22 protein-coding genes are annotated in these 23,754 nt (G+C 69.6%); all 22 read right to left on the minus strand.

Going from position 1 to position 23,754, the window contains the following annotated elements:
* Nucleotide 1: 1 nt before the first annotated feature.
* The 22 genes from HHL11_RS20620 to HHL11_RS20725 all read right to left on the minus strand — a co-directional run bounded on the left by HHL11_RS20620 (nt 2) and on the right by HHL11_RS20725 (nt 23,749).
* Entirely contained in the window at nt 2-2,809 is a 2,808-nt protein-coding gene (locus HHL11_RS20620; RefSeq protein ID WP_169420444.1) for an ATP-binding protein, read from the minus strand.
* Nucleotides 2,809-3,477, minus strand: a complete 669-nt coding sequence (locus HHL11_RS20625; RefSeq protein ID WP_169420445.1) for a DUF4194 domain-containing protein — start codon at nt 3,475-3,477, stop codon at nt 2,809-2,811. The genes HHL11_RS20620 and HHL11_RS20625 overlap by 1 nt, the downstream gene beginning before the upstream one ends.
* Complete coding sequence (locus HHL11_RS20630) at nt 3,474-4,769, minus strand: hypothetical protein (RefSeq protein WP_169420446.1); 1,296 nt, start codon at nt 4,767-4,769, stop codon at nt 3,474-3,476. Before HHL11_RS20630 ends, HHL11_RS20625 begins: the two co-directional genes overlap by 4 nt.
* 81 nt (nt 4,770-4,850) lie before the next feature.
* On the minus strand, nt 4,851-5,831 hold the full coding sequence (locus tag HHL11_RS20635) for a Bug family tripartite tricarboxylate transporter substrate binding protein (protein ID WP_169420447.1): 981 nt from the start codon (nt 5,829-5,831) through the stop codon (nt 4,851-4,853).
* Nucleotides 5,832-5,860: 29 nt separating this feature from the next.
* Entirely contained in the window at nt 5,861-6,916 is a 1,056-nt protein-coding gene (locus HHL11_RS20640) for an Ldh family oxidoreductase (RefSeq protein ID WP_169420448.1), read from the minus strand.
* A 13-nt stretch (nt 6,917-6,929) separates the two neighbouring features.
* Nucleotides 6,930-7,898 carry a Bug family tripartite tricarboxylate transporter substrate binding protein gene (locus tag HHL11_RS20645; protein WP_169420449.1) on the minus strand — a complete coding sequence of 323 codons (969 nt, stop codon included), beginning with the start codon at nt 7,896-7,898 and terminating at the stop codon, nt 6,930-6,932.
* Nucleotides 7,895-9,076 (minus strand): enolase C-terminal domain-like protein, encoded by a 1,182-nt coding sequence (locus tag HHL11_RS20650; protein WP_169420450.1) that lies wholly within the window; start codon nt 9,074-9,076, stop codon nt 7,895-7,897. The genes HHL11_RS20645 and HHL11_RS20650 overlap by 4 nt, the downstream gene beginning before the upstream one ends.
* 7 nt (nt 9,077-9,083) lie before the next feature.
* Complete coding sequence (locus tag HHL11_RS20655) at nt 9,084-10,052, minus strand: Bug family tripartite tricarboxylate transporter substrate binding protein (RefSeq protein WP_169420451.1); 969 nt, start codon at nt 10,050-10,052, stop codon at nt 9,084-9,086.
* A 28-nt stretch (nt 10,053-10,080) separates the two neighbouring features.
* The gene (locus HHL11_RS20660) at nt 10,081-11,019 is read right to left on the minus strand and encodes a dihydrodipicolinate synthase family protein (protein ID WP_169420452.1); all 939 of its coding nucleotides are present in this window, start codon (nt 11,017-11,019) and stop codon (nt 10,081-10,083) included.
* Between the two features lie 66 nt (nt 11,020-11,085).
* Nucleotides 11,086-12,132 carry a substrate-binding domain-containing protein gene (locus tag HHL11_RS20665; protein WP_169420453.1) on the minus strand — a complete coding sequence of 349 codons (1,047 nt, stop codon included), beginning with the start codon at nt 12,130-12,132 and terminating at the stop codon, nt 11,086-11,088.
* 23 nt (nt 12,133-12,155) lie between these two features.
* Nucleotides 12,156-13,643, minus strand: a complete 1,488-nt coding sequence (locus HHL11_RS20670; protein WP_169420454.1) for a lyase family protein — start codon at nt 13,641-13,643, stop codon at nt 12,156-12,158.
* 19 nt (nt 13,644-13,662) lie between these two features.
* A complete protein-coding gene (locus HHL11_RS20675) occupies nt 13,663-14,616 on the minus strand; it encodes a Bug family tripartite tricarboxylate transporter substrate binding protein (RefSeq protein WP_169420455.1) in 954 nt (317 codons plus the stop codon).
* Nucleotides 14,617-14,618: 2 nt separating this feature from the next.
* Nucleotides 14,619-15,629 (minus strand): Gfo/Idh/MocA family protein, encoded by a 1,011-nt coding sequence (locus tag HHL11_RS20680; RefSeq protein ID WP_169420456.1) that lies wholly within the window; start codon nt 15,627-15,629, stop codon nt 14,619-14,621.
* 5 nt (nt 15,630-15,634) lie between these two features.
* The gene (locus tag HHL11_RS20685) at nt 15,635-16,072 is read right to left on the minus strand and encodes a GlcG/HbpS family heme-binding protein (protein ID WP_169420457.1); all 438 of its coding nucleotides are present in this window, start codon (nt 16,070-16,072) and stop codon (nt 15,635-15,637) included.
* A gap of 63 nt (nt 16,073-16,135) precedes the next feature.
* Nucleotides 16,136-16,630, minus strand: coding sequence for a VOC family protein (locus tag HHL11_RS20690; protein WP_169420458.1), 495 nt, complete (start codon nt 16,628-16,630; stop codon nt 16,136-16,138).
* Between the two features lie 59 nt (nt 16,631-16,689).
* Nucleotides 16,690-17,223 carry a 2'-5' RNA ligase family protein gene (locus tag HHL11_RS20695; RefSeq protein WP_169420459.1) on the minus strand — a complete coding sequence of 178 codons (534 nt, stop codon included), beginning with the start codon at nt 17,221-17,223 and terminating at the stop codon, nt 16,690-16,692.
* 49 nt (nt 17,224-17,272) lie between these two features.
* The gene (locus HHL11_RS20700) at nt 17,273-18,247 is read right to left on the minus strand and encodes a hypothetical protein (protein ID WP_169420460.1); all 975 of its coding nucleotides are present in this window, start codon (nt 18,245-18,247) and stop codon (nt 17,273-17,275) included.
* A gap of 72 nt (nt 18,248-18,319) precedes the next feature.
* The gene (locus HHL11_RS20705; protein ID WP_169420461.1) at nt 18,320-20,116 is read right to left on the minus strand and encodes a DUF885 domain-containing protein; all 1,797 of its coding nucleotides are present in this window, start codon (nt 20,114-20,116) and stop codon (nt 18,320-18,322) included.
* Nucleotides 20,117-20,119: 3 nt separating this feature from the next.
* Nucleotides 20,120-21,298, minus strand: a complete 1,179-nt coding sequence (locus HHL11_RS20710) for an enolase C-terminal domain-like protein (protein ID WP_169420462.1) — start codon at nt 21,296-21,298, stop codon at nt 20,120-20,122.
* Nucleotides 21,295-22,275 carry a D-2-hydroxyacid dehydrogenase gene (locus HHL11_RS20715; RefSeq protein ID WP_169420463.1) on the minus strand — a complete coding sequence of 327 codons (981 nt, stop codon included), beginning with the start codon at nt 22,273-22,275 and terminating at the stop codon, nt 21,295-21,297. Before HHL11_RS20715 ends, HHL11_RS20710 begins: the two co-directional genes overlap by 4 nt.
* A gap of 8 nt (nt 22,276-22,283) precedes the next feature.
* Nucleotides 22,284-23,261 carry a Bug family tripartite tricarboxylate transporter substrate binding protein gene (locus HHL11_RS20720; RefSeq protein WP_169420464.1) on the minus strand — a complete coding sequence of 326 codons (978 nt, stop codon included), beginning with the start codon at nt 23,259-23,261 and terminating at the stop codon, nt 22,284-22,286.
* A 38-nt stretch (nt 23,262-23,299) separates the two neighbouring features.
* Nucleotides 23,300-23,749, minus strand: a complete 450-nt coding sequence (locus HHL11_RS20725; protein WP_169420465.1) for a MarR family winged helix-turn-helix transcriptional regulator — start codon at nt 23,747-23,749, stop codon at nt 23,300-23,302.
* Nucleotides 23,750-23,754: the final 5 nt, after the last annotated feature.

Raw genomic sequence — 23,754 nt, forward strand, 5'->3', positions numbered from 1 at the left:
CTCAGGCCTCCACCCTGCGCTGCAGGATGCCGATCGGCGGCGCCCAGCGCGCCCCCGCCGGCTTCTTGGAAGTCACCAGCGTGATGTCCGCCGGCTCGAACACCTCCACGTTGTGCGTGATCGGCGTCGTCAGCACGTACTGCGCGCGGGTCGACTTGAGGAAGTGGCCCACCAGCTGGATGTTGCGCACGTCGAGGTGCGCGAAGGGTTCGTCGATGAAGACGAAGCCGCCGGCCGTCTCGTCGTCCTTCAGCAGGCCCACCAGCAGGATCAGCGACTTGATCACCTGCTGCCCACCTGAAGCCTCGCCGTCGTTCAGGCCGATCTGGCCCTTGCCGTCGAAGTTGAAGCTGACCTTCAGCTCCGCCTGGCGCAGCACCATGTCGTCGTTGTCCAGGTGCGGCAGGTCCGCCGAAACCTCGACGCCGGCCAGCTGGCCCAGCTCGACGATGTTCTTGCGGTAGCGGCGCACCGTGGCGCGCAGCACGTCGATGTAGCGCTCGCGCGCATTGCCCACCGCGACGCGCGCGGCCTCGTTGCTGGCCTTGCGCTGCTCCAGGTCGCCTTGCTGGCCACTCACCGTGGCGCGCATCAGCGTGGCCTTCTCCTCCACCGCGCCATCGGTTTCCCACTGGCCTTGCGACAGGTCGCGCTCTATGCCCTCGTGGCGCAGTTTCGCCTGCGTGGCGTTGACGTAGTGGCGGCGCAGCTCGGACAGCTTGTCGCCCGAAATCCAGCGTGAAGGGAAGCGACGCTTCGCCGCCTGCGATTCCGCGGCCTTCGAGCGTTGCGACTCGTAGCGCTCCTTCCATTCACGTTCGTACTTCTCGGCGATCCGCTCGCTGTCGGACAGCCGGTTCTGCGTCTCGCGGTACGCGGCTTCGGCGTTGGTCATCGCACGCACGGCCTGGTCGCGCGTCGCTTCCAGTTGCTGCCAGCGCCGCGCCGCCTCCACCCGCGCCTGCTTCAAGGCGGGCAGCTGCAGGCGCGCCTGCGCGAAGTCCTCGCTGCGGCGCGCCAGTTCTTCGGCGGCGCGATGGCCCTTGCTGGCCTCCAGCGCCGCGTTCAGCTGCCGCTGCCCTTCGGACTGCTGTTGCGCCACCTGCGTCAGCTCGCCATCCAGCTGCGCCAGGCGCTTCTCGATCGACTCGCGCCGCGACGCAATGGCCGCCGCGCCGAACTGGTGGTCCGACGGATCCACCCACACGCTGCGGCCGCCGCGGCCGTCGCGCCAGTAGGCTTCGGGCGTGATCCATTCGCCGCCGGTCGCGATGCCATCGGCGGTGCTGTCCACACGCCGGATTTGAGAAAGCTGCTTCAGCAGCCACACCGGTGCGCTGGCCGAGAAGCGCAACACCGCCAGCAGGCTCTGCGGGTCCGGCTTGGAAGGAGCGGCAGAAGCATCCGCGACCAGGTAGTGCCGATAACGCTCGCGCTCGGCCAGCGCCATCGCCCGCGCCTCGTCACCCGCGTTCTCCAGCACCACGATCCAGCGCGAGCCGCGCAGCACGCCTTCGGCGGCGGCGCGCCAGCGCTCCTCGGTGATCTCGATGACGTCGGCCAGCACGTGGTGCCCGATGTTCTCGTTGCGCAGCACGCGCAGGAAGCGCTGCACCTCCGGCGGCGGCGGCGCCTGGCGCTGGCCCTGCAGCGCGTCCAGCGCGGCCTGCGCCTTCTTGCGCTCGGAGCTCACCTCCTGCCAGCGCCCGGCCAGTTCGGCCTTGCGCTGTTCGAGTTCGGACACGCGCTGCGCCAGCTGCGCCGCGTCGCCTTCCACGGCGGCCAGCGCCTGCAGTTCGTCGGCCTGCTTCACCAGCTGTTCGACCGGCTTTTCCGCGGCACTCGCGGTCGTCAGGGCTTCCTGCGCCGAGCGCTTGTCGGCATCCAGCTGGCGCACCCGCTCGGTGGCTTCCTGCTGCTCGCGCAGCAGCGCCAGCAGGCGCTGCTTGTACTCGCCGCGCTGGCGCGCTTCGACCGCGTGGTGCACGCGCTGCCTGTGCAGCTCGCGCAGGCGGTTGGCGACGTCGTGCCGCTCCTCCGCCCAGGACAGTACCGGGATGACCTCGGTGGCCAGCTGCTCGCGTTCGCGCAGCTTGGCCTGGTACTGGCGGTACAGGTTGACGCGCGCATCCAGCTGCGCAAGTTGCGCCAGCCCATGCGCCAGCTCGCGCTCGGCGGCTTCCACTTCCTCGGTCAGCTGGCGCTGGTGCTGGCGCGCTTCCTCGTAGCGGTCCAGGACCTCCTGGTCGCCGAACACGTCGAACACCAGGCGCAGCAGTTCCTTGGGCGAGTATTCGCACAGGCGGTCGGTCTGGCCCTGCTCCAGCGCCAGCACGCGGGCGATGGCGCGCGACAGGCCTGCGCCTTCCAGGCGCTTGCGCCAATGCTCGATGCCCAGCCAGTCCTTTTCCGGCAGCTCCATCAGCTTCTCGATGGCGATGTTGTCTTCGACCATCACGTAGCGGCGCACCCAGTCGCCGCCGTTGCGCTCGATGCGGCAGGCCAGCGTGACCTGGTCCGAGTACAGCAGGTTGCGCGCGAAGGGCCGGCTCGACGCCTGCCGGTTGCGCGGCCGGTTCTCCACCGTGGCGCGCAGCCAGGCCGCGTCGGCGTTGGCGTGGCGCGCGTAGGTCTTGTAGTTGCGGCCGCCCGAGCACTCCAGGCCCAGCAGCGTGCGCATCGCATCCAGCAGCGTGGTCTTGCCGGAGCCGTTGGGCCCGGCGACGGTGATGATGGCGCCGTCCAGCGGCAGGCTCAGGCGCTGGCAGTAGTCCCAGTGCAGCAGTTCGAGGCTTTGCAGGTGGAACATCAGGCCTGCTCCTCCGGCGCGGCGTCCTTGCGCGTGCGCGCCAGTACATCGCCCAATGCGCCGTCCAGGATGCGCGGCGCCAGGCTGTCGTAATCCAGCAGCAGGTCCAGCAGCGGCCCTTCGCCGATGTCGTCGGCACGTCGCGTGATGAAACCGTGCGACTCCAGGCGCTTCAGGTTGTTGTCCAGGCGGACTTTCTTCCCCAGCTGGTTGCCGAAGTCGGCCAGCAGCGCCTTGTACGAGACGCTGGGGCTGACAGACGCGGCGCTGGGCATGGGCTTCTCGGTGCGGAACATCTCGTCCTGGCCATCGATTTCGGCGTTGGCCGCGCGCGCGGCCTGGCGCTCGCGCTTGGGCAGCACGATCAGCGACCACAGCACCACCAGCAGCGACACGGCGTCGCGCGGGAGGTCGATGTTGTTGCTGGCGTTGAGGCCGGCTTCGCCGAAGACGGCGTGTTCGGCGCCGCGCAGCAGCGCCACGGTGACGTGGTCGGCGTGGATGTTGTCGACCAGGCGCAGGCCCACCTGGCCCAGGCGTTCCTGCACCGCCTGCCACAGGTCGGCGTCGATCAGGGCGCGCTTCACGCGCGGGTGCTGGCGGGGCAGCCAGCGGCGCGCAAGCAGTTCGGCCGCCAGGATGGCGGCATCGTCGGGAGCAGTACTCATCGGGATTCGGGTTCGAGGTGGCCGGCGCTCAGCGCCACCACGTGGGCATCGTCCACCTTGTCGGTGCCCGGGGTCAACACCGCTCGCCACGGCGAGCGCGCCAGGTCGCCGGTCTGGCCCTTGAGCGTGCGCGCCTGCGCATCGCCCAGCAGGGGCAGCAGCTGCATGCGGTAGGCGGCCTGCGCGAAGCGGCCTCCCAGCACGGCATCGCGCACGGGGCGCTTGCGCAGTTCCTCGGCGGCTTCGTTCCAGGAGGCCAGCTTGGTGATCAGGTCGTCCAGTTCGAACGGCATGCGCAGGGTCTCCATGCTGCCCGCGGCGGCTTCGGCCGCCGGCGGCAGGCCCACGGAGCGCTGCGGGTCGGGCCGGTCGCGCTCGAACTCGCCTTCGGCCACGTCCACCAGGTCATGCTGGCTGACGAACACCGGCCGCACGCCGGTGGCGAGCGCGTCGCCCAGCAGCTCGTGCAGCGCAGGGTGCTGCTGCAGCCAGTGGCGCACGTCGGAGCTGGTGATGCCGGTGCTGCCCAGGGTGACGCGCTGGCGGTCGGCCTGCTGCAGCGCCCGGGTGAACTGGCTGGCCATGGACAGCAGGCGCGCCTGGCCCTGGCCGAGCGCGCGTGCTTCCTTTTCCAGCCGGGGGTCTTCGAAATCGCTGCGGATCAAGGCGGTCAGCGCCTCGCCCGCCTTTTCGACCAGCGCCAGCGCGCGGTCGAAGCGAGGCTGGGCAGCGCGCAGCAGCGCCTCGGAACCGCTGGCGATGGCTTCGGCAAAGTCGTCGTGCAGGCGCGCGAGCTGCGCGTGCAGGTGCTTGATCTGGCTGGCGTCGGCCAGGCCCAGCGCCTGCGCGCCGGCGACCTGCGCCAGCAGCGTGGCCATGTCGTCGTCTTCGCTGGCGTTGGCGCGCGTCAGCGGCGCCAGCAGGCCGTGCACCTGCTGCGCCAGCGGGGAAAGGTGGTAATCCTGTGCAGTCGCGTCCCACACCAGCAAGGCCAGGTCGCGCAGGCGCTTCAGCACCATGTCCAGCGCTTCGGGCTTGAGGACGTGGAACAGGCGGTTGAGGTCGTCGCGCACCAGCCGGCCCTGCGGCTGGCTGGCCAGCTCCATGAAGCACCACAGGCGCAGGCGCGCAGGCGCCTGCGGCCCGCCAAGCAGGCCGCGGACGGCGTCGATCAGGTCTGTGCGTTGGTGGAGGGCCCAGGCTAGCGGGGATTCCGCGGCCATGGAGGGATCGCGGAAGTAGGCCTCGTAACTGCTGGATTCCTGCTCTTCGTACGGGATGGGATCCGGCATCCCCCGATTTTGCCCGAGGCGCGGAGCCGGACTTTCCCTCTATTGCAACGGAATGCCAGGCTTAGCGCGCGTCCGCCGGCTTCACTGGTCCACCTTGATGTTGGCGTCCTTGACCACCTTGGTCCACTTCTCGGTGTCTTCCTTCAGGAAGGCGCCGAAATGCTCCGGCGTGTCCGCCACCACTTCCGCGCCCTGCGCCACCAGCTGCTTCTGGATCTCCGGCGTGCGCAGGATCTCCACGAAGGCGGCGTTCAGCTTCTTCACCACGTCGGGCGGCGTGTGGGCCGGGGCCAGCAGGCCTTGCCAGCTGCCGGTGACGTAGTCCTTCACGCCGCTTTCCAGCACCGTGGGGATGTTGGGCTCGGCTTCCATGCGGCGCTCGCTGGCGACGGCCAGGGCTTTCAGCCGGCCGTTCTTCAGGTGCGGCATCACCGACAGCAAGCTGCTCATCATGATGTTGGACTCGCCGCCGGATGTGGCCGTGATCGCCTGCGCGCCGCCCTTGTAAGGCACGATCACCATGTCCATGCCGGTGGCCAGGTTCAGGCGCGCGGCCGCCAGCCGCGTCGCGTTGCTGGAGGAACCGAAATTGAGCTTGCCGGGGTTGGCCTTGGACCAGGCGACCAGCTCCTTGACGTTGTTCACCGGCAGGCCCGCGTGCACGGCCACCGCATGCGGGGAGAAGATGACCATGGTCACCGGCGCGAAGTCCGTGCGCGGGTTGTAGGAGAGCTTGGGATAAAGGCTAGGCCCCATCGTCAGCGTGCTCACGTCCAGCAGCAGCAAGGTGTAGCCATCGGGCGCGGCCTTGGCGGCGAGGTCGGCGCCGACGTTGCTGTCGGCGCCCGGCCGGTTGTCGATCAGGACCGGCTGGCCCCACTTTTCCGAGAGCTTCTGCCCCAGCAAGCGCGCCAGGATGTCGGACGTGCCGCCCGGCGCGGCGGCCACGACGATGCGGATCGCCTTGTTCGGGAAGTTCGCCGCCTGCTGCGCCAGGGCGAACAGGGGCGTGGAGGCCAGCGCCGCGCCCAGCAAGGCGCGGCGGATCGAGGAAGGGGCCATGATGTCTCCGGATTGAAGGAGCGCGGGCTTCAGTGGTCCGCGCGATGGGCGAATGCGGGACACCCGAGGCGCTGGGCCCAGGCATCGAGTTGCGTCCTGACGTCGTCCGCGATGTCCAGCCCGTCGCGCAGCTGGCTTGCCTTGCGGGCGAGCGCGCGCTCGCCGGGCAGGCGGATGCTGGCGCCCGGCGCGGGGCGGCTGGCGTGACACTGCCCCACCAGCGCGCTCGTGGAAGCGAGAAAAGCTTGCTTGCCGTGCCCGAAGGCATTGGGTTCGATCAGCTGCAGGAACACGCCCTGCGCACCGCGCTGCCGCGGCAGCTCGCGGCCATAGCCCGCGAGCGCCAGCGCATAGGCTTCCACCAGCAGGCCGAAGGCGAAGCCCTTGTAGCCGAAGTCCTCGCCGCCCAGCGGCATGATCGTGCCCGGCGGCTTGGCGCTGAGCGCCTGCGGGTCGTCGCTGGGCTGCCCCTGGTTGTCCACCACCCAGTTCCCCGGCAGCTTGCGCCCCGCGGCTGCGTGGTTCGCGATCGCGCCGTTGCTCACCAGCGAAGTGCTGGTGTCGATCAGCAGCGGCTCGCCCTCGGTAGGAATGCAGGCCGCGATCGGGTTGCTGGTCGTCACCGGGTCGATGCCGCCCGGCGGCGCGACCGAAGCCACGCCCGGGTCGGTCACCATCAAGGTCGCCAGCAGGCCGCGCCGCGCCGGCGCTTCCAGGTAGGCCTGCAGCGCGCCGACGTGCGAGCAGTTGGCAAGCGTGGCCGTCACCACCGGATGCGACTTCACGCGCTGCATCGCTTCCTCGAGCAGGCGTTCCATGGCCCAGGCGCCGGGCAGCCGGTTGGTGCTCCAGCTGAAGGAAGCGCCGTGGTCGGCCAGAACCTCGATGCGCCCTTCGCGGGCGATGCGGCCGTCGCCCAGGCGCTCCAGGTAGACGGGCAGCATGCGCAGCCCATGGCTGTTGTGGCCCAGGAGGTCGCCTTCGACAAGGCGCCGGGCGGTGGCTTGCGCCATCTCCGCTTCCAGGCCGGCGGCCTGCAGCAACTCGGTGGCCGCGGTCTGTGCGGCGTCGACGGCAATCTTCATGTCGGTTTCCTGCTCACTGCAGCACGATGCCGGCGTCCTTGATCAGCTTGCCCCAGTGCGCCGTCTCCGACGCCAGCAGCTTGCGCATCGCCTCCGGGCCGCCCACCTGCGGCTCCGCCCCGAGTTCGGCCAGGCGTTCGCGCATGGGCTTCTCGTTCATCACGGCGTTGACAGCGGCCGCCAGCTTCTGCGTGATCGCAGGCGGCGTCTTCGCCGGCGCGAACACGCCGAACCAGCCGATCACCTTGTAGTCGGCGAAGCCCGATTCGATCGCGGTCGGCACGCTGGGCAGCAGCGGCGAACGCTGCTCGCTCGTCACCGCCAACGCGCGTAGCTGGCCGCTCTTGATGTAGGGCGTGAGCACGGCGACGTTGTCGATGCCGGCCTGCAAGGTGCCGGACAGCAGGTCCGGCATCAGCGAACCCGTGCCCTTGTACGGCACGTAGACCAGGTCGGTCTGCGTGCTGCGCTTGAACATCTCCCAGGCCAGATGCTGGCCACCGCCCGGGGAGGACGCGGCGTAGTTCACCTTGCCGGGATTCTTCTTCGCGTAGGCGACGAGCTCCTGCATCGAGTGCACCGGCAGCGAGGGGTGCACCACCATCACGTAGGGCGTGAAGGCCACCGTCGCGACCGGCTCGAAGTCCCTGGCGGCGTCGAAGGGCACCTTCGGGTACAGCGCCTGGTAGGTGGCCAGCGTGCTGCTGGAGAACAGCAGCGTGTAGCCGTCGGCCGGCGCCTTCGCCACCGCGTCGGTGCCGATCATCCCGCTGGCGCCGCCGCGGTTGTCGACGATGAACTGCTGGCCCAGCTTCTCGCCCAGCCGCGTGGCGACCAGGCGGGCCAGCACGTCGGTCGTGCCGCCCGGCGGGAAGCCGACCACCAGCTTCACCGGCTTGGTGGGCCAGTCCTGCGCCAGGGCGCTCCCGCCGCAGAGGGCGAGCGCGAGGGCCAGCAGCATGCGGCAGGAGACCTGGCTCATTTCTTCGTCTCGAAGACGTGCCGCGCCTTGGCGTGCTCGTTGATGAAGTCCCAGTCGTAGCTGACGCCCAGGCCCGGGCCTTCGGGCACGCCCACGGTGCCGTCCTTGTCGATGCAGTCGATCTGGTCCGAGTAGCCGCAGGTGTAGACCGGGGGCACGACGTTCGGGCAGTCGGGGCCCACCAGCGCCAGCTCGTACCAGTTGGAGTTGCGGATGGCGCCCATCACGTGGCGGTGCGCGGGGCCCACGGCGTGGATCTCGACGTCCAGGCCGAAGGCTTCGGCCATGCGCGCCGTCTTGATGGCGCCGGTGATGCCCATGTCGTACTCGGGATCGACACGCACGAAGTCGGTGCCGCCGGCCATGATGAAGTCCGCCTTGGGCTCCAGGCCGCGCACGTGCTCGCCGATCAGCAGCGGCGTCTTGATCATCTCGCGCAGCTTCTTGTGCGCGAAGGACGAGACGCCGGTGTCGCGATACGGGTCCTCGTACCAGAAGAAGTTGGCGTCGTCGCAAGCCTTGCCCACGTACAGCGCGTCGGCGAAGGTCTTCAGGTCGCAGCCGCCGTCGTACATCAGGTCCATCCCGGCGCCCACGGCCTTGCGGCAGGCGGTGATGATGGCGGCCTCGGCCTTCTTGTCGCCGTCGAACCACCCGTGGATCTTGTAGCCCTGGAAGCCCATCTCGCGGCATTGCACGGCGAACTCGCCGAACTTCTCGGGGCTGTCGAGGCCGCCGTTGGTGTCGCCGTGGAAGGTGCTGGCATAGGTCTTCAGGCGCTTGCGGTAGCCGCCCAGCATGCGCTGGATCGAGGCGTTCATGCGCTTGCCTTCCAGGTCCCACAGCGCGATGTCGACCGGGCCGTAGCCCATGTGGTCGAAGTGGTGCAGCAGGCGCTTGAAGTCGTCGTAGATGTCTTCGCGCATGGCCGGGTCGCGGCCCAGCAGGCTGGGCGCCAGCATGATGGACTGCGCCAGCGCCGGGCGCGTGCCGCCCCACATGGTGACGTACTCGCCGCGCGAGCCGTCGTCGGCCTGGATGACCACGGCGTACTTGCGCATGTTCATCTTCGCGCCCTTCTTGTAGGCGACGTGGTTGTGCGTGTGCTCGGTGGCGGCTGCCAGGTTCCTGACTTCGTATTCGAAGTCGATGATTTCCACTCGGTTGATCTTGCTCATAAGGGTCTCACTCGGCCTTGATGCCTGCGGTTTCGATGACGGTTTTCCAGCGGTTGATTTCGGCGTTCAGTTCGGTCGCGGCCTGGGCGGGCGTCATGCTCACCATCTCGAAGCCTGCGTCCTCCAGGGACTTGCGCGCTTGCGGGTCCTTCATGGCGTCGTTGAGGGAGGCGACGATCCTGGTGCGCACGGCGGGCGGCAAGCCCTTGGGTGCGGCGACGCCTTGCCAGGAATAGATCTCCAGGCCCTTCAGGCCCAGTTCGGTCAGCGTGGGCACATCGGGCAGTTCCGGCACGCGCTTCGCAGAGGTCACGGCCAGCGCCTTCAGCTTGCCCGCCTTGATGTGCGGGGTGAGCACGCCGAGGTTGGTGATCAGCACGTTGGAGTGGTTGCCCATCACGTCGGTGATGGCTGCGCCGCCACCCTTGTAGGGCACGTGCACGCCCTGCGTGCCGGTCTTCTGCCACAGCAGCAAGGCGCTGAGGTGGTCGGTGGAGCCCGTGCCTGCGCTTGCGAAGGACACCTGCCCCGGATGCTTCTTCATGTACTCGACCAGCTCCGCGATGGTGTTGGCCGGGAAGCTGGGCGCGACCACGACGACGTTGGGCGTGCGCACCGGCATCGCCAGCATGTCGAGGTCCTTGCGCGCGTCCCAGGTCACGCTCTTCAGCAGCTGCGGAGAGATGGCGTAGGTACCGACGGAGCCGATCAACAGCGTGTAGCCATCGGGCTGCGCACGCACGACCAGGCCGGCGCCCAGCGTGCCGTTGGCGCCCGGCTTGTTGTCCAACACCACCGACTGGCCCAGGCTCTCGCCCATCCTGGCCGACAGCGTGCGCATGGTGGTGTCTGAGGAACCACCGGGCACGAAGGGCACGACGACGATCACGGGCCGCTGCGGGTAGGCCTGCGCGAAGGCGCTGGCGGCGAGCACGAGGCTGGCGGCGGCCGCCGCGATGAACCGGCCGAACTGCATGTGGGTCTCCTTTGTGGGTGGGTTGGGCTCAGCGCCGCGCGGCGAGCGCGCGATCGAGGCGTGACAGCAGGAAATCGATTTCCGCGTGGTCCGTGGGCGTGAGCACCGGGCCCGGGCTGCGCATGACGGCGCTCTTGATCGCGCCGCGGCGGCGCAGGATCTCCTTGCGCACGGCCACGCCCCACTGGCTCTGGTTCTCGTAGCTCAGGAGCGGGAGGTAGGTGTCGAACAGCTCGTGCGCCTCCTGCACCCTGCCGGCGGTGTACAGCTCGTACACGCCAGAGAGCATTTCCGGGTGGGAGAAGCCCGCCATCGGCCCGTCGATGCCGCGGCCCATTTCCAGCGGCAGGAACATCGCGTTGTTGCCGGTGAGGATGCCGACGCGGCGGCCGGTGCCGGCGCGCAGCCTGGTGATCTTGGTGATGCTCGGGAGGTCTTCCTCCTTGATCACGCGGATCTGCGGGTGCCGCTCGATCAGGGTGAGCATGCTGGCTACCGACATCCAGGTGCCCGTGGAAAAGGGGAAGTCCTGCAGCACCACCGGCACGTCGCCGATGCGCTTGAAGACGGCGGCGAAATACGAGAACAGTTCTTCCTCGGTCTTCAGGCCGCCGGGCGGCGCGATCATCACGCCGGCCGCGCCGCGGTCCATGACCTGCGCGGTGAGCTCCGCCAGTTGCGCCACGCCGGCGTTGCTGACGCCCACGATGATGGGGCGGCCCTGCGCCGCGCGGATGTAGCGCTCGGCGACGGCCAGCGATTCATCCTGCGTGAGCTTGGGCGCTTCGCCCGCGACGCCCAGCACGGTGAGCGCGGCGGCGCCGTGCTTGAAGTAGAACTCGGCCAGCGTGTCGACGCTCTTCAGGTCGACCGCGCCCTCGGCGTCGAAGGGGGTCTGCGCGACGACGCAAAGGCCGCGCAGCGCGTCCAGCGCGCCGTAGCCGGACTTGGATGATATCGATGTCATGGAGGCAAATGATATCGGTATCATTTGCCGCGCGTCAAGCGCGAAATCCAGAAATCCGATGAGGGTTTACGCGGTACCGCGTTCGATGACCTGGAAGCCGAGGTCGACGACCTGGCCTGGCTCGGCGGTGCCTTCGATGCGCGCCATCAGCATCTCGGCGGCGCGCCGGCCCAGCGCCACGCTGTCCACGCGCACGGTGGTGAGCGGCGGGTCGGTGTCGACGGCGAAGTCCGCGTCACCGAAGCCGACGATCGCCAGCTGCTGCGGCACTTCGATGCCGCGCGCCCGCGCTTCGGTCAGCACGCCTAGCGCGATGAGGTCGGTGGAGCAATAGACGGCATCGAGCTCGGGCTGCTGCTGCAGCAGGTTCGCCAGCCCTTCGCGCCCATGCCGCATGCGCGAAGGGGCGGCGAAGCGCCACGTGGGCAGCTCCGTGCCTTTGTCGACCAGGCCGAGGCGGCGCGCCGTTTCCAGGAAGCCCTGCCCCCGCTGCGCGCCGCGTGGCTCGCCGGTGGTGATGACGCCCAGCCGCTTGCGGCCCTTCTGATGAAGGTAGCGCGCCGTGGCCGCACCCACCTTGCGGTGCGAGAAGCCGACCATCGTGTCCACCGGTTCGCCGGAGATGTCCCAGGCCTCCACCAGCGGAATCCCGGTGGACTGCAGGCGGCGGCGCGCCGCATCCGAGCGCACAGTGCCCATGAGCACCAGGCCGTCGGGGCGGCGGGCGAGCAGCGCTTCGACCAGCTGTTCTTCCTGCGAGACGTCGTAGCCGCGCTGGCCCAGGATCACCTGGTAGCCGGCCGCCTTGAGCACCTCGGTCAGCGACTGCACGGCGTCCATGAACACCGAGCCCGAACCGATGGTGGGGACGAGGCAGGCGATGAGCCGCGTGCGCTGCGAGCGCAGCGCGCCGGCCAGCATGTTGGGCACGTAGCCGGTCTGCACCACGGCGTCCTGCACCCGCTTGCGCGTCTCGGCCGAGACGATGTCGGGGTTCGCGAGCGCGCGCGAGGCGGTGATCTTGGAGACGCCGGCGACCTTCGCCACGTCGGCAAGGGTCACGCTGGTCGACGCCGGCGCGCGCGTGGAAAGGGGACGGGATGCAGGGGCCACTGCCGCCGCATCTTACGCGAGGGCTATTGGCGCCGCAGCTTCGCGAAGTCCCGGTCGAGACTGCTGGACGCCGTCGCCAGCTTGCCCTTGGTGGCAAGCACCCAGGCCACGTCCTGTTCCAGCTGCTGCTTCTGCGCGGCCAGCATGCGCGCCACTTCGGCCGGCTGCGGGCCGCCCACGCCCTGGCTGGCTTGCACCATGTTTTCGGCGGTCAGCGCCTTGCGGAACGCGGCTTCGTCCAGCGGCAGTTTGGGATCGGTATTGAACTCGCGCGCCGACTCCGCGTAGATGCGCTGCGCATCCGCATACGGGATCTGCGTGGGCCGCAGATTGTGCGAACGGCCGAAGGTGACGACGTTGGACGCGAAGTGGTGGCCGACGCGAAAGGGCACGTCGGCCACGCGCTGCAGCGTGTCGGCGAGCTCCGTGGTCGTCGAGTAGTCCGCATTGACCTCGTCGAGCGCCCGCGCGGCGTCGAAGCGCAGCGCGCCCATCACGCCGGTGGCCTGCGTGAGCACGCGCGTGGCCAGCCGCAGCGTGGGGTCGGGCTCGGTGAGCTTGTAGTCGGTCATGCCGGCCTGCACGTTGTGCGCGCGCAGTGCGTAGGTCTGCGCACTGCCGATCACTTCACTCGCCAGGCTGCGGGTGTAGACGATGGAAGACGGATTGCGCTTCTGCGGCATGATGCTGCTGACGCCCGTCTGCTCGCCTTCGGTGAGGATGAACCAGGGCTTGGTCTGGCCGTACTGCGCGGTGACGTCGGCCAGCATCATGCCTACAGTCAAGGCCACCGAGCTCGCCGTGGCGCCACTCTCCATGCGCATGTCCACCGGCGCGATCTGGATCGCGTCCAGCGAGTTCTCCACCACGCCGTCGAAACCGAGCAGCGCCGCCAGCCGCGCGCGATTCACCGGGAAACTGGACGTGCCCAGCGCCGCGGAGCCGAGCGGCGACTTGTTCAGGCGGGCCCACTCCTGGCGCAGGCGCTCGCCGTCGCGGGACAGCGCCTGGCCGTAAGCAGCGAGGTAGTGGCCGTAGGTGATGGGTTGCGCCTGCACGCCCCAGGTGTAGGCCGGCATGATCGCATCGGGATTCGCCTGCGCCATCTTCAGCAACGCGCCGCGGTATGCGTTCAGCGCGGTGAAGAAATCGAGCACGTCGGTGCGCAGGAACAGGCGCTCCGAGGTGGCGGCCAGGTCCTGCCGGCTGCGGCCCGAATGCACGCGGGTGACGTCCGGCCCGCCGATGGCGATGAGGTCCTTCTCCACCACCAGGTAGTCGCGCGAGCGCGTGGCGCCCGGCTTGTCGCCGTTGGCGATGACCTGCGAGATCGCGCGCGCGATGCGGTCACCCAGCTCCGGCGGCACGATGCCCTGCTCCACCACCATGACGGCGGAGGCCTTGTTCATCTCGTTGAGCCAGTAGAACTGGTCCGGCGGCGCGGCGGAGGCGTGGGTCATGAAGAAGACGGCGGCGCTGGCCGCGGCGGCGAGGGGACGGCGTAAATTCATGGGGCCGTAGTATGGCCCCTTACTTCTTCAGGCCGATCACCTGCATCAGGCCGGCTAGCTGCACGTCCTCTTTCGCGATCAGCTCGCCGAATTCGGTGGCGCTCAGGTAAGCGGGATGCACGCCCAGGCGCTCGCACGCCGCGGCGAACTCCGGGCTCTCCACGGTCCTGCGGATGGCCATCTGCAGCGCGAACACCACCTGCGGCGGCGTGCCCCTGGGCACGGCGATGCCGCGCCAGGCGTCCAGCGCGACGTCCACGCCCTGCTCGCGCGCGGTGGGCACATCGGGCAGCGCGGGGTCGCGCCGTTCCACCAGTGCCGCCAGCACGCGCACCTGCCCCGACTTCACCAGGGTCGCCAGCGCAGCGGGCAGTTGCATCACGGCATCGATGTGGCCACCCAGCAGGCTGGGCATCACCTGCGCGGCCGGATACGGCACGTCCACCACGCCGACACCCGCCATCTTGAACAGCGCCACCGAGGAGATGTGCGTGTGGCTGCCGAGCCCCGAGTTGCCCACCGTCAGCTGGTTCGGGTGCGCCTTCGCGTCCGCCAGGAAATCCGCCAGCGTCTTCCAGCGTGCATCGCCGCGCACGGCCAGCACCGGCGATTCCACCAGCACGCGCGCCACCGGGTCGAAGGCGTGGTAATCGAAGGGCAGCTGGCCCGAGTGGTAGGTGGTGGAGATCGAGTTGGAATTCCAGACCAGCGTGTAGCCGTCCGGCTTCTGGCCGGCCACGTGGCGGTAGCCCACCGCGCCGCCGGCGCCGGGCCGGTTGACGACGACCACGGTGGCCGAGAGCTGGCGGGCGATGCCGTCGGCGAGCAGCCGCGCAGTGATGTCGGCCGACGAACCGGCGGGGAACAGCACCGTCAGCTCGATGGGGCCGCGCTGCGGGAAAGGCGCCTCCTGGGCAAAGCTGGCCAGCGCGCAGGCTGCGAGCCAGGCGCCGACGATCCAGCGGGTCAGCATGTTCAGCCCTCCTCGGTGAGGATCTCCGCGACCTCGACCCGGCGCCGCTCGCGCGCGGAGCGGAGGCCGGCGCGGATGACGGCCAGCGATGCCGTCGCCGCATCGCCGCCCATCTCCGGCCTGGCCTCGCCGCGCACGGCGGCGGCGAACTCCTCGAGTTCTTCCGCCAGCGGGTCGTTCTTCACGCACGGCACCGGCTCGACGCCCTGCACCCCGCGCCTCAGGACGCGCAGGCCGCCATGCAGGTCGTAGTACGCCGTCGCGTCCTTGCCGTACACGTTGAGCAGGTAGTACTCGGACGCGGACGCGTAGCTCGCGTTCAGCGTGGACAGCGCGCCGCTCTCGTGTTCCAGCAGCAGGCTGGCGACGTCGGGGTTGTCGCCGGGCAGCACCAGTTGCGCGAGCTGGCCACTGACGGCTTTCACCGGCCCGAGCAGGTAGGTGAGAACGTCCGCATAGTGCACGCCGATCTGCAGCATCACGCCGCCGGGCATGCCTTCGGCCTGGTAGCGCCAGGAAGACAGGTCGATCTTGCCGAGGCGGTCGCGGCTGATGTTGGCCTCGGCGTTGACCAGCTTGCCGAAGGCGCCGGCCTCGATCTCGCGGCGGACCCAGCGGAAGTGGCTCTCGCGCCGGCGCTGGTAGCCCACGGAGAGCACCACGCCGGCGGCGCGGCAGGCCTGCGTGATCGCACACGCGTCGGCGATGGTGTTGGCGATGGGCTTGTCCAGGAAGACATGCTTGCCGGCGGCTGCAGCGGCGCGGGTGGTCTCCAGATGGACGTTGTTCGGCGTGGTGTTGACGACGGCCTCGATGGACGCGTCTTCCAGGACCGCTTCGTAGCTGGCCTCGGCGCGGCAGCCGTATTTCGCCGCGAAGGCTTCACGCTTGTCGGCGGAGCGCGAATAGCAGGCGACGATGCGCAACTGGTCCGAGCGCTGCATCGCGTCGGCCAGCACGTCCGACCACCAGCCCATGCCGATGCAGGCGACACGCAGGGGTTCGAAAGCCATGGCGCCTACCGGTTGGCGACGACGACGTCGACCGCTTCGCGGGCGATGCGCTCGTCCAGTTCGAAGCTGCCGCCCGCGACGCCGACGCCGCCGATGCAGTCGCCACCGACGATGATGGGGCAGCCGCCTTCCATGGCGGTCCAGCGCTCGGCGCCCGCAGCCAGTGCGAGCCCGATCGCGTGGGCGGTGTCGAGAGGCTGCCCTTGCGCGCCGTTGGGCCCGGTAGGCCGGCGGTTCGACGCGGCGCAGACGGCCTTGACGGTCGCGGAGTGCACGGTGTGGAAGCGGCCGCCGTCCATGCGTTCGAGCAGCAGCGGATGCCCGCCTGCATCGACGACGGCGACCGAGATCGTGATGCCCGCCTGCTCGGCGCGGGCCGTGGCCGCGGCCACGATCTTCCTGGCGCCGGCGAGCGTCAGGCGCTGGGTGCTGGCAAAGTCCATGGCGGCCCCTCCTTGTTGCCGCTGCGGGAGGCAGCGGTGGCGCGCGCGGCCATTGTGCGGCGCTCAGCCCGGCCGTGCAACTCCCTGGTCGGTCCAGCCCGGCACCCGGCCCAGGCGCACCGCCTCCTGCCAGGCGAAATTCAGCTCGATCTTGATGCCGTTGACCGGCTCGCGCATGAACAGCTGGTACAGGTTGGAGCCGTGCGCCTTGCGTTCGGAGAACTCCACGCCGTTGGCGCGCAGGCGTTCGATGAATTCGTCCATACCCTCGCAGTTGAGGCACACGTGGTCGATGCGCCCCGAGCCGGGCGCACCGGCGGCGCTGTAGTCCACGCCTTCCTTGTCGCCCGCGGCCTTCAGGTACTGGTCCTGGTGCTGCGAGTGCCGCGCCTGGCCGATGTGGATGACGTCCTGCTCGCCGATGTAAAGCCAGTGCACCGGAAAGCCGAAATCCGGATGCGGCCCTGCCCTGAACCCCAGGCAATTCACGAACCAGTCGCGCGTGGCGTCCGGGTCGTGGGTGAGGATCAGGATGTGTTCCAGGAAACGCAGTCCCATGGGGGCTCCTTGGCGGAGGCTGCATGGTGCGCCCGCTTGGCGGGGTGGCGCAAGAGGACTCAGCCCAGGCGATGGCCCGCCAGGGGAGCTTCGGCCAGGACTTCGAACCTGCCATCCCGGACCGCGCCCAGGCTCAACGCCAGCAGGGTTCCCTGCATCGGCAAACCGATGCGACTCGCCCGGTGCAGGGCCTCGTGCGCCTGCGCTCGATGCGGCGTCTTGCACACCGTGAGGTGGGGCGTGAACTCCTCGCTGTGCTCTTCGCACCCTGCGTCCAGTCTCCGGTGCAGTTCCAGCATTTCCGCGCAGCCCTGGCCGGGGCACAGGAACACGTACTGCAAGCCACCGTGCTCGGACAGGCGTGCGGCGGACAGGCTGAATTCGATGGTCGCCACTTGGGCTGCAACCGCGCGCATTGCGGCTTCCGCCGCCTCCGGACTCACGGTGGCGCAGCCGAACACGAAGGTGAAGTGCGCCTTCAGCAGGCTATGTCCGGCTGGATCATGGTCGGCCCGAAGCGCCTCGATGCGACTCGCGTCGTCCGGAGACAGGGTGGGAAACGCGAGGACGTAAAGCGCCGATCTCTCAGGCATCAGGCGCTCCTCTGTCCCATACCGGCCGGATGCTCGGGAGCCACTCGGTCTAACCGGCTTGCCGCAACTGGTTCCACGTCGTCCCGAACGCCCATTTGATGCTCTGGATGCCTCGCTCCATGGCGCCACCCAGCATCGAGATCTTCGCGTCCTCCACGTTGGCGCCGAGCAGCGTGGGATCGAGAATCGCGAACCTGCGGCTGCCTTGGGTCGGCTGGTAGGGAAAGGCGATCTTCAGCCGCAACGGCGACGCGCCGTAGGTGTACAGCATCACCATCACCGCATCGACGCGCCCCCTTCGAAGGTCGGCAATGCCGTCGTAGCTGAGGACCTGCCAGGCGGCGCCTTCGCGGTTGTCCTCCATGGCTTGCCCGGCCCTCTGCAGCGACTCCTTGGCGTCTGCTCCCATCAGCATCTCGAAGGTCTTCGGGGCGGCAGACGTCAGGCGCGCCGGTTGCACCGTGCCACCATCGGCGGCCATCATCATCTGCCACGAAGCCAGCTGCCCCACGGCGTGCATGCCCGTCCACCAGACGACCGGGCCATCGCGCTCGACCTGGGCGACGAGGCCGGCGACATAGTCGTCCACGCGGGTCTGCTGGTCCTCTCCGAGCACCCTCGCTTCGATCCAGCCCAGCGGCATGAACGCCGCGCCCTGGTCAGGCACGTTTGCGATCAGGCGTGTGAGGGGGGCGTCCGGCAATTGGGTGCCCGCGGGAAAGACACGCAGCGCCGCCGCCCGGTCCAGCCAATCCACGCTCGCACCCGTCCGGCGTTGCACGACCTCGATCAGGTAGTACGCCAGCAGGGAGCAGAAGTTGCGGCCCTTCGGCGTCTCCTGCAGCGCCTCACGCGACGGCTTCGCGCGCTCCCGGATGGCCGAGAGCAGCTGCTCGAGCCGCGACAGGCTCTTGTCCGAATAATCGAGCTGCGCCTGCTGCAATGCCTTGGCAAACAACCATCCGCCGTCGACTTCGCCGCCCTTGGCGCAGGTGGCGAGGAAGTGCTGTGCGATCTCGTTCATGTCGATGCCCACTATCCTCCTCGGGCGAGACTACACGAGCGGGTGTCGTCTTGGCAAAGCAGTGATCACGCGTCATGGGGTAAACGCCACAGGTGCGGCGATCCACTCCTCCACCACCCGCTCCAGCAAATCCAGCGGCAACTGCCCCTGGTCCAGGACAGCCATGTGGAACTTCCGGATGTCGAAGCGCGCGCCCAGCGCCGTGCGCGCCTTCTCGCGCAGCTCGATGAACTTCAACTCGCCGATCATGTAAGCCAACGCCTGCCCGGGCGCCGAGATGTAGCGGTCCACCTCGAACTCGACGCGATTGCGCTCCATGCCCGTGCCGGCGGCCATCACTTCCAGGGCCCGCTGGCGCGTCCAGCCCCTGGCGTGGATGCCCGTGTCCACCACCAGCCGCGCGGCGCGCCAGGCCTGGTTGGCGTAGAAGCCGTAGCGGCTGTAGGGGTCCTGGTAAAGCCCCAGTTCGGGGCCCAGCGTCTCCGCATACAGGCCCCAGCCCTCGGCGAAGGCCGTGAAGCCCTGCGCCCGGCGGAAGGTGGGCAACGCCGTCAGTTCGGCGGCGCGGGCAATCTGCAGGTGGTGGCCCGGCACGGCCTCGTGCAGCGCGATGGCCTCCATGCCCCAGGTCGGGCGCACGGCATAGGCCGCCGCATTGGCGTTGAACCAGCCCGGGCGGGCTCCGTCCAGCGAAGGCCCGTCATAGGACTCGACCGCGCCGGTGCCCATGAAGGCCGGCAGCGCGCGCACGCCCACCGGCGCGCGCGGCAATTGCGCGAACAGGCGCGGCAACTCCGGCTCCACGCGCTTGATGATGTCGCGGTAGCCGGCCAGCACCTCCTCGCCGCTGTGCTTGAAGAAGCGCGGGTCGGTGTTCAGGAAGCGGCGGAAGGCCTCCATGTCGCCGGCGAAGCCCACCTCGCGCCGCACCGCCTCCATGCCTTGCTGCGCGCGCGCCAGCTGGTCCAGGCCGATGGCATGGATCTCGTCTGGCGTGAGGTTCGTCGTCGTCTGGCTGCGCACCACCTTTGCGTACACGGCGGCGCCATCGGGATAGCGCACCAGTCCGCCCTCCCGCGGCGCGCGGGCGATGTAGTCGCCAGCCACGAAGTCGCGCAGGCGCTGCAGCGCCGGCAGCACCTGCTGGTCCACCGCGGCCGCGCCCTCGGCGCGCAGCTGTTCGCGCGTGGCCTCGGGAACGTCCGAGCCCGGGCGCTTGAAGGGTTCGAAGTAGATGCTCGCACTGCCATGCTGCGCCAGCTGCGTGTCCAGCTGCTGCAGCGCGATCTCCAGCGCGTGCCGCGGTGGCACCCAGCCCGCGGCCATGCCAGTGCGCAGCTTCGCGATCTCCTGCTCCACGCGCCCCGGGTAGGCGGCCATGCGTGCCAGCACCTGGCGCGCCTGCGGCTCGCTGGCCATGGGCACCGCGTTCAGCAGGTCGTGGAAGCCGGCCTGGAAGGGCCAGGGCGAAGCGTTCACCGTCATCGACGCGAAGCCCTCGTGCGGCTCCATCGCCAGCGAGTAGTCCAGGCGGCGGGTCAGCACGTCCACCGAGAGCCGGTCCTGCGCATCCAGCTGCGCCCGCGGCAGCGCCTGCAGCCGCGCCTTCAGCTCGCGCACCAGCGCGTACCAGCGCTCGCGCGCCCCCGGCGAGCCGTCGTCCAGGCGGTCGCCGAAGCGGTGGTCGCCGCGGTAGCTGGCCCACTCGGGAAACATGACGGCGGTGCGCTCCCAGTACTCGTCGAAGAGCGCCGCGGCCTGCGCGTGGGCCGAAGACTGCGCCGATGCGCCCGCGCACCGCAAAGCGACGGCCAGGCCGAGCCCCAGCACGCCGCGGCGGCGCAATCGGGGGAGTTCGGCCAGCGCCATGCGTCAAGGATGCAGCCGCATCCCCTCCTCGTCCGGCACCACGCCCCAGCCCGGCCCTTCCGGCACGACGGCGCAGCCTTCGCGGATTTCCACCTTGCCCTGGAACAGGCTGTCGTGCCAGGGCACGCGGTCCAGGTCCACTTCCATGATGCGCAGGTTCGGCACCACGGCGCAGAAGTGGGCGGCCATCGCCGTCGCCAGCCCGCCGCTGAACAGGTGCGAAGCGACGTTGACGTTGAAAGCATCGGCCAGCATCGCCATGCGCACCGACTCGCCCAGCCCGTTCCACATCGGGTCGATGATGGCGACGTCGACGGCGCGCGCTTCAAGGTAAGGCAGCAGGCCGGCGCGCCCGTACACCGCTTCCAGCGATGCGATGGGCGTGGAGATGCTGGCACGCAGCGCCGCCAGCGTGGGCGGGTCGATGCCGTCCACCTCCAACCACTCCAGCCCCAGCGGGTCCAGCGCTGCCGCCAGGCGCCGCACGCCTTCCGGCTTGAAATTGAAGTTCAGGTCCAGCATCACGCCCATGCCGGCGCCGCCGCCCGCGCGCAGCTGCTCCACCAGCGCGGCGGCGTCGTCCGCCAGCGCGCGCGTCGCGTTGAGCGCCGGGTCGGGCGCGCTGCCGCGCGCGAAGCCGGGCATGTGCACGCGCGGCGTGCCGTCGGCGGCGAAGGACAGCAGGTTGGTCTTCAGCGCGCCCACGCCGCGCGCGGCCACTTCCGCGCCCAGGGTCGCCATGTCCTCCATGCGGCGCGGCACGAAGGCGCCAGCGGCGCGGAACAGGTCCGGATTGCGCATGCGGTACATGCCCGTATGCGAGGCATAGACGGGGATGCGCTTGCGCACCGCGCCGCCGAACAGCTCGTACACCGGGACGCCCAGCGCGCGCGCCTTCAGGTCCAGCAAGGCGTTCTCGATGGCGGCCGCGGCCTGCGCGTTGACGCCGCCCGCGGAAGGACGCGCACGCGCGTTCAGCTCGTACATCAGCGCGGGAATCTCGCGCGGGTCGCGCCCGACGAGCCCCTGCGCCTGCGCGCGGATGACGGCCGTCAGGCCCGGCGTGAAACCCTCGGAGAACTCGGACCAGCCGGCCTGCCCGTCGCTCGCCGTGAGCTTCAGGAAGGACAGCACCTGCCAGCCGCCATGGGCCTGCAGCAGGTCGACCCGCTCGATCTTCACGCCAGCTCCACCCGGTGCTGCAGCTCTGCGCCGGCGCGGAAGCGGCGCACGTTGTCCAGCACCAGCGCGCCCAGGCGCTGCAGGCCGGCGGTGCTGCCGCCACCGCCGATGTGCGGCGTGATCAGCGCGCCCGGTGCGGTCCACAAAGGATGGCCGTCCGGCAGCGGCTCGGGGTCGGTCACATCGAGACCGGCGCCCGCGATGTGCCCGCTGTGCAGCGCGCCCACCAGCGCATCGGTGTCGACGGTGGCACCGCGTCCCACGTTCACGACCAGCGCGCCCTTCCTGCAAGCAGCCCACTCGCCCACGCCGAACAGGCTGCGCGTGTCGTCCGTCAGCGGAAAGGAAATCGCGACGGCATCCGACTGCGCCAGCGCCTCGCGCAACTGCGACACGGGGTACACCGTGTCGGCCAGCTCCGGCGCATCGTTGCGGCCGCTGCGGTTGACCGCGATGCAGCGCATGCCGAAGGCCTGCGCGCGCTTGGCGATCTCCTTGCCGATGCGGCCATAGCCGGCCAGGCACAAGGTCATGCCTTCCAGCGAGGTGATGCGCGCAGCGAGCGCGCGGTCCCAGCGCCCGCGCTGGCCGTTGACGGCCGCTTCGCCGATGCGGCGGCCCAGCGCCAGCAGCAAGGCCATCGCATGCTCCGCCACCACGGCCGCGGAGCTGTTGCCGACGCCGGTGACGGTGACCTGCTGCGGCACGCCGCGCTGCTCAAGCGCCTCCTGGCCCGTGGACAGCAGCTGCAGCCAGCGCAGGCGCGGCGCCGCGTGCACCGCTTGCGCCAGCGCGGCGCTGTAGCCGTTGCCGACACCGGCCAGCAGCATCGCATCGGCGCGCGCCAGCCCCTCGATCGCCTCGGCCTCGCTGGCGGCTGCCACCAGTTCGAAGTCCGGCTGCTCGCGCAGCACTTCATGCACGGCCGACTGGTGGCTGGCCCAGGGCGTCCACAACAGCACGCAGGGTTTGTTCATGTCTTGCTTCATTCCTTGGGGATGCCGGCGGCTTCGATCATGTTGCCCCACAGCTTGTACTGCTCGTTGGTGAAGTTCGCGAATTCGGCCGGCGTCGAGCCCTCCACGCCGAAGCCCAGGCCTTCCAGCCGCGCGGCGATGTCCGGCTGCTTCAGCACTTCCGCCATGTCCGCCGACAGCTTGGCCACCACTGCCTTGGGCGTGCCCGCCGGCACGTAGGCGCCGATCCAGGCCGCGGCGTCGAAACCACTGTAGCCCTGCTCGCGGAAGGTCGCCACCGTGGGGAAGTCCTTGTGCCGCGCCTGGCCCGTGATCGCCAGCACCTTGATCTTGCCGGCCTGCGACTGGATCTTGGCGTTGCCGTTGGCCATGAAGGCCGTGTCCAGCGAGCCGCCGATGACGTCGGCCATCTCCGCCAGCTCGCCGCCCTTGTAGGGCACGTGCACCATGGTGACCTTGGCCTGGTTCTTCATCTGCTCGCCCAGCAGGTGGCCGCCGGAACCGATGCCCCAGCTGCCGAAGCTGATGCCCTTGGGCTGCTTCTTCGCATAGGCCACCAGTTCCGAAAGGTTGTTGTAGGGCGCGTTGGGCGCGGCCACCAGCGCCACCTGGCCCGTCAGCAGCAGCGACACCGGCTCGAAGTCGCGGCGCGCATCGAAGGGCAGCTTGGCCCGCACGAAGGCGGTGTTGATCTGCGCCGTCGGCGTCGTGAACAGCACCGTGTAGCCGTCCGGCCTGGCCTTGGCCACGTAGTCGGTGGCGATGATGCCGCTGGCGCCGGTGCGGTTCTCGGCCACCACGGGCTGCTTCCACTTCTGCGCCAGGCGCTCGCCCACCAGGCGCATGGCCACGTCGATGTTGCCGCCGGGCGAGGACCAGGTCACGAAGTTCACTTGCCGTTCGGGCCATGCGCCCTGCGCCGACGCGCCCAGCGTGAGAAGGGACAGGCCGCCCAGCAGCAGGCAGCGGCGCGCGAAAGTAGCCATGGTATGTCTCCGTTGTTGCATTCTTTGCTGGCCCGCCGCTACCCGCGCAGCTGGCGGTGGACGCCCGCTTCCAGCTTGTCGAGGATGGCGTAGAGCGACTTGCGTTCGGCCTCCGTCAGTTCGGAGGTGATCTTCGCCTGCATGGTGTTCGCCAGGTCGTCGATGTCGGCATGGATCCTGGCGCCCTTGGGCGTGACGCTCAGCACGGCGCGGCGGCCGTCGTGCGGGTCGGGCAGGCGCTCCACCAGCCCCTGATCCACCAGCGTGCCGACGGCGCGCGCGATCTTGGGCGAGTCGGTGGCGGTGCGCGTGCCCAGTTCGCTGGGCGAGATCGGCTGGTAATGCGCGATGACCGACAGGATTTTCATCGCCGCCGCGTTCAAGCGGTACTTGCCGCGCATCTTCGCGGCGACCACCGCGCTCCACCCATGGGCGATGAGGTTGAGGCGGTAGTTGATGCGCTTGTCCAGGGGCTGCTGGGTCGGCATTTGAG

Origin of the sequence: Ramlibacter agri (genome assembly GCF_012927085.1) — a bacterium.
In the GTDB taxonomy this organism is placed as follows: domain Bacteria; phylum Pseudomonadota; class Gammaproteobacteria; order Burkholderiales; family Burkholderiaceae_C; genus Ramlibacter; species Ramlibacter agri.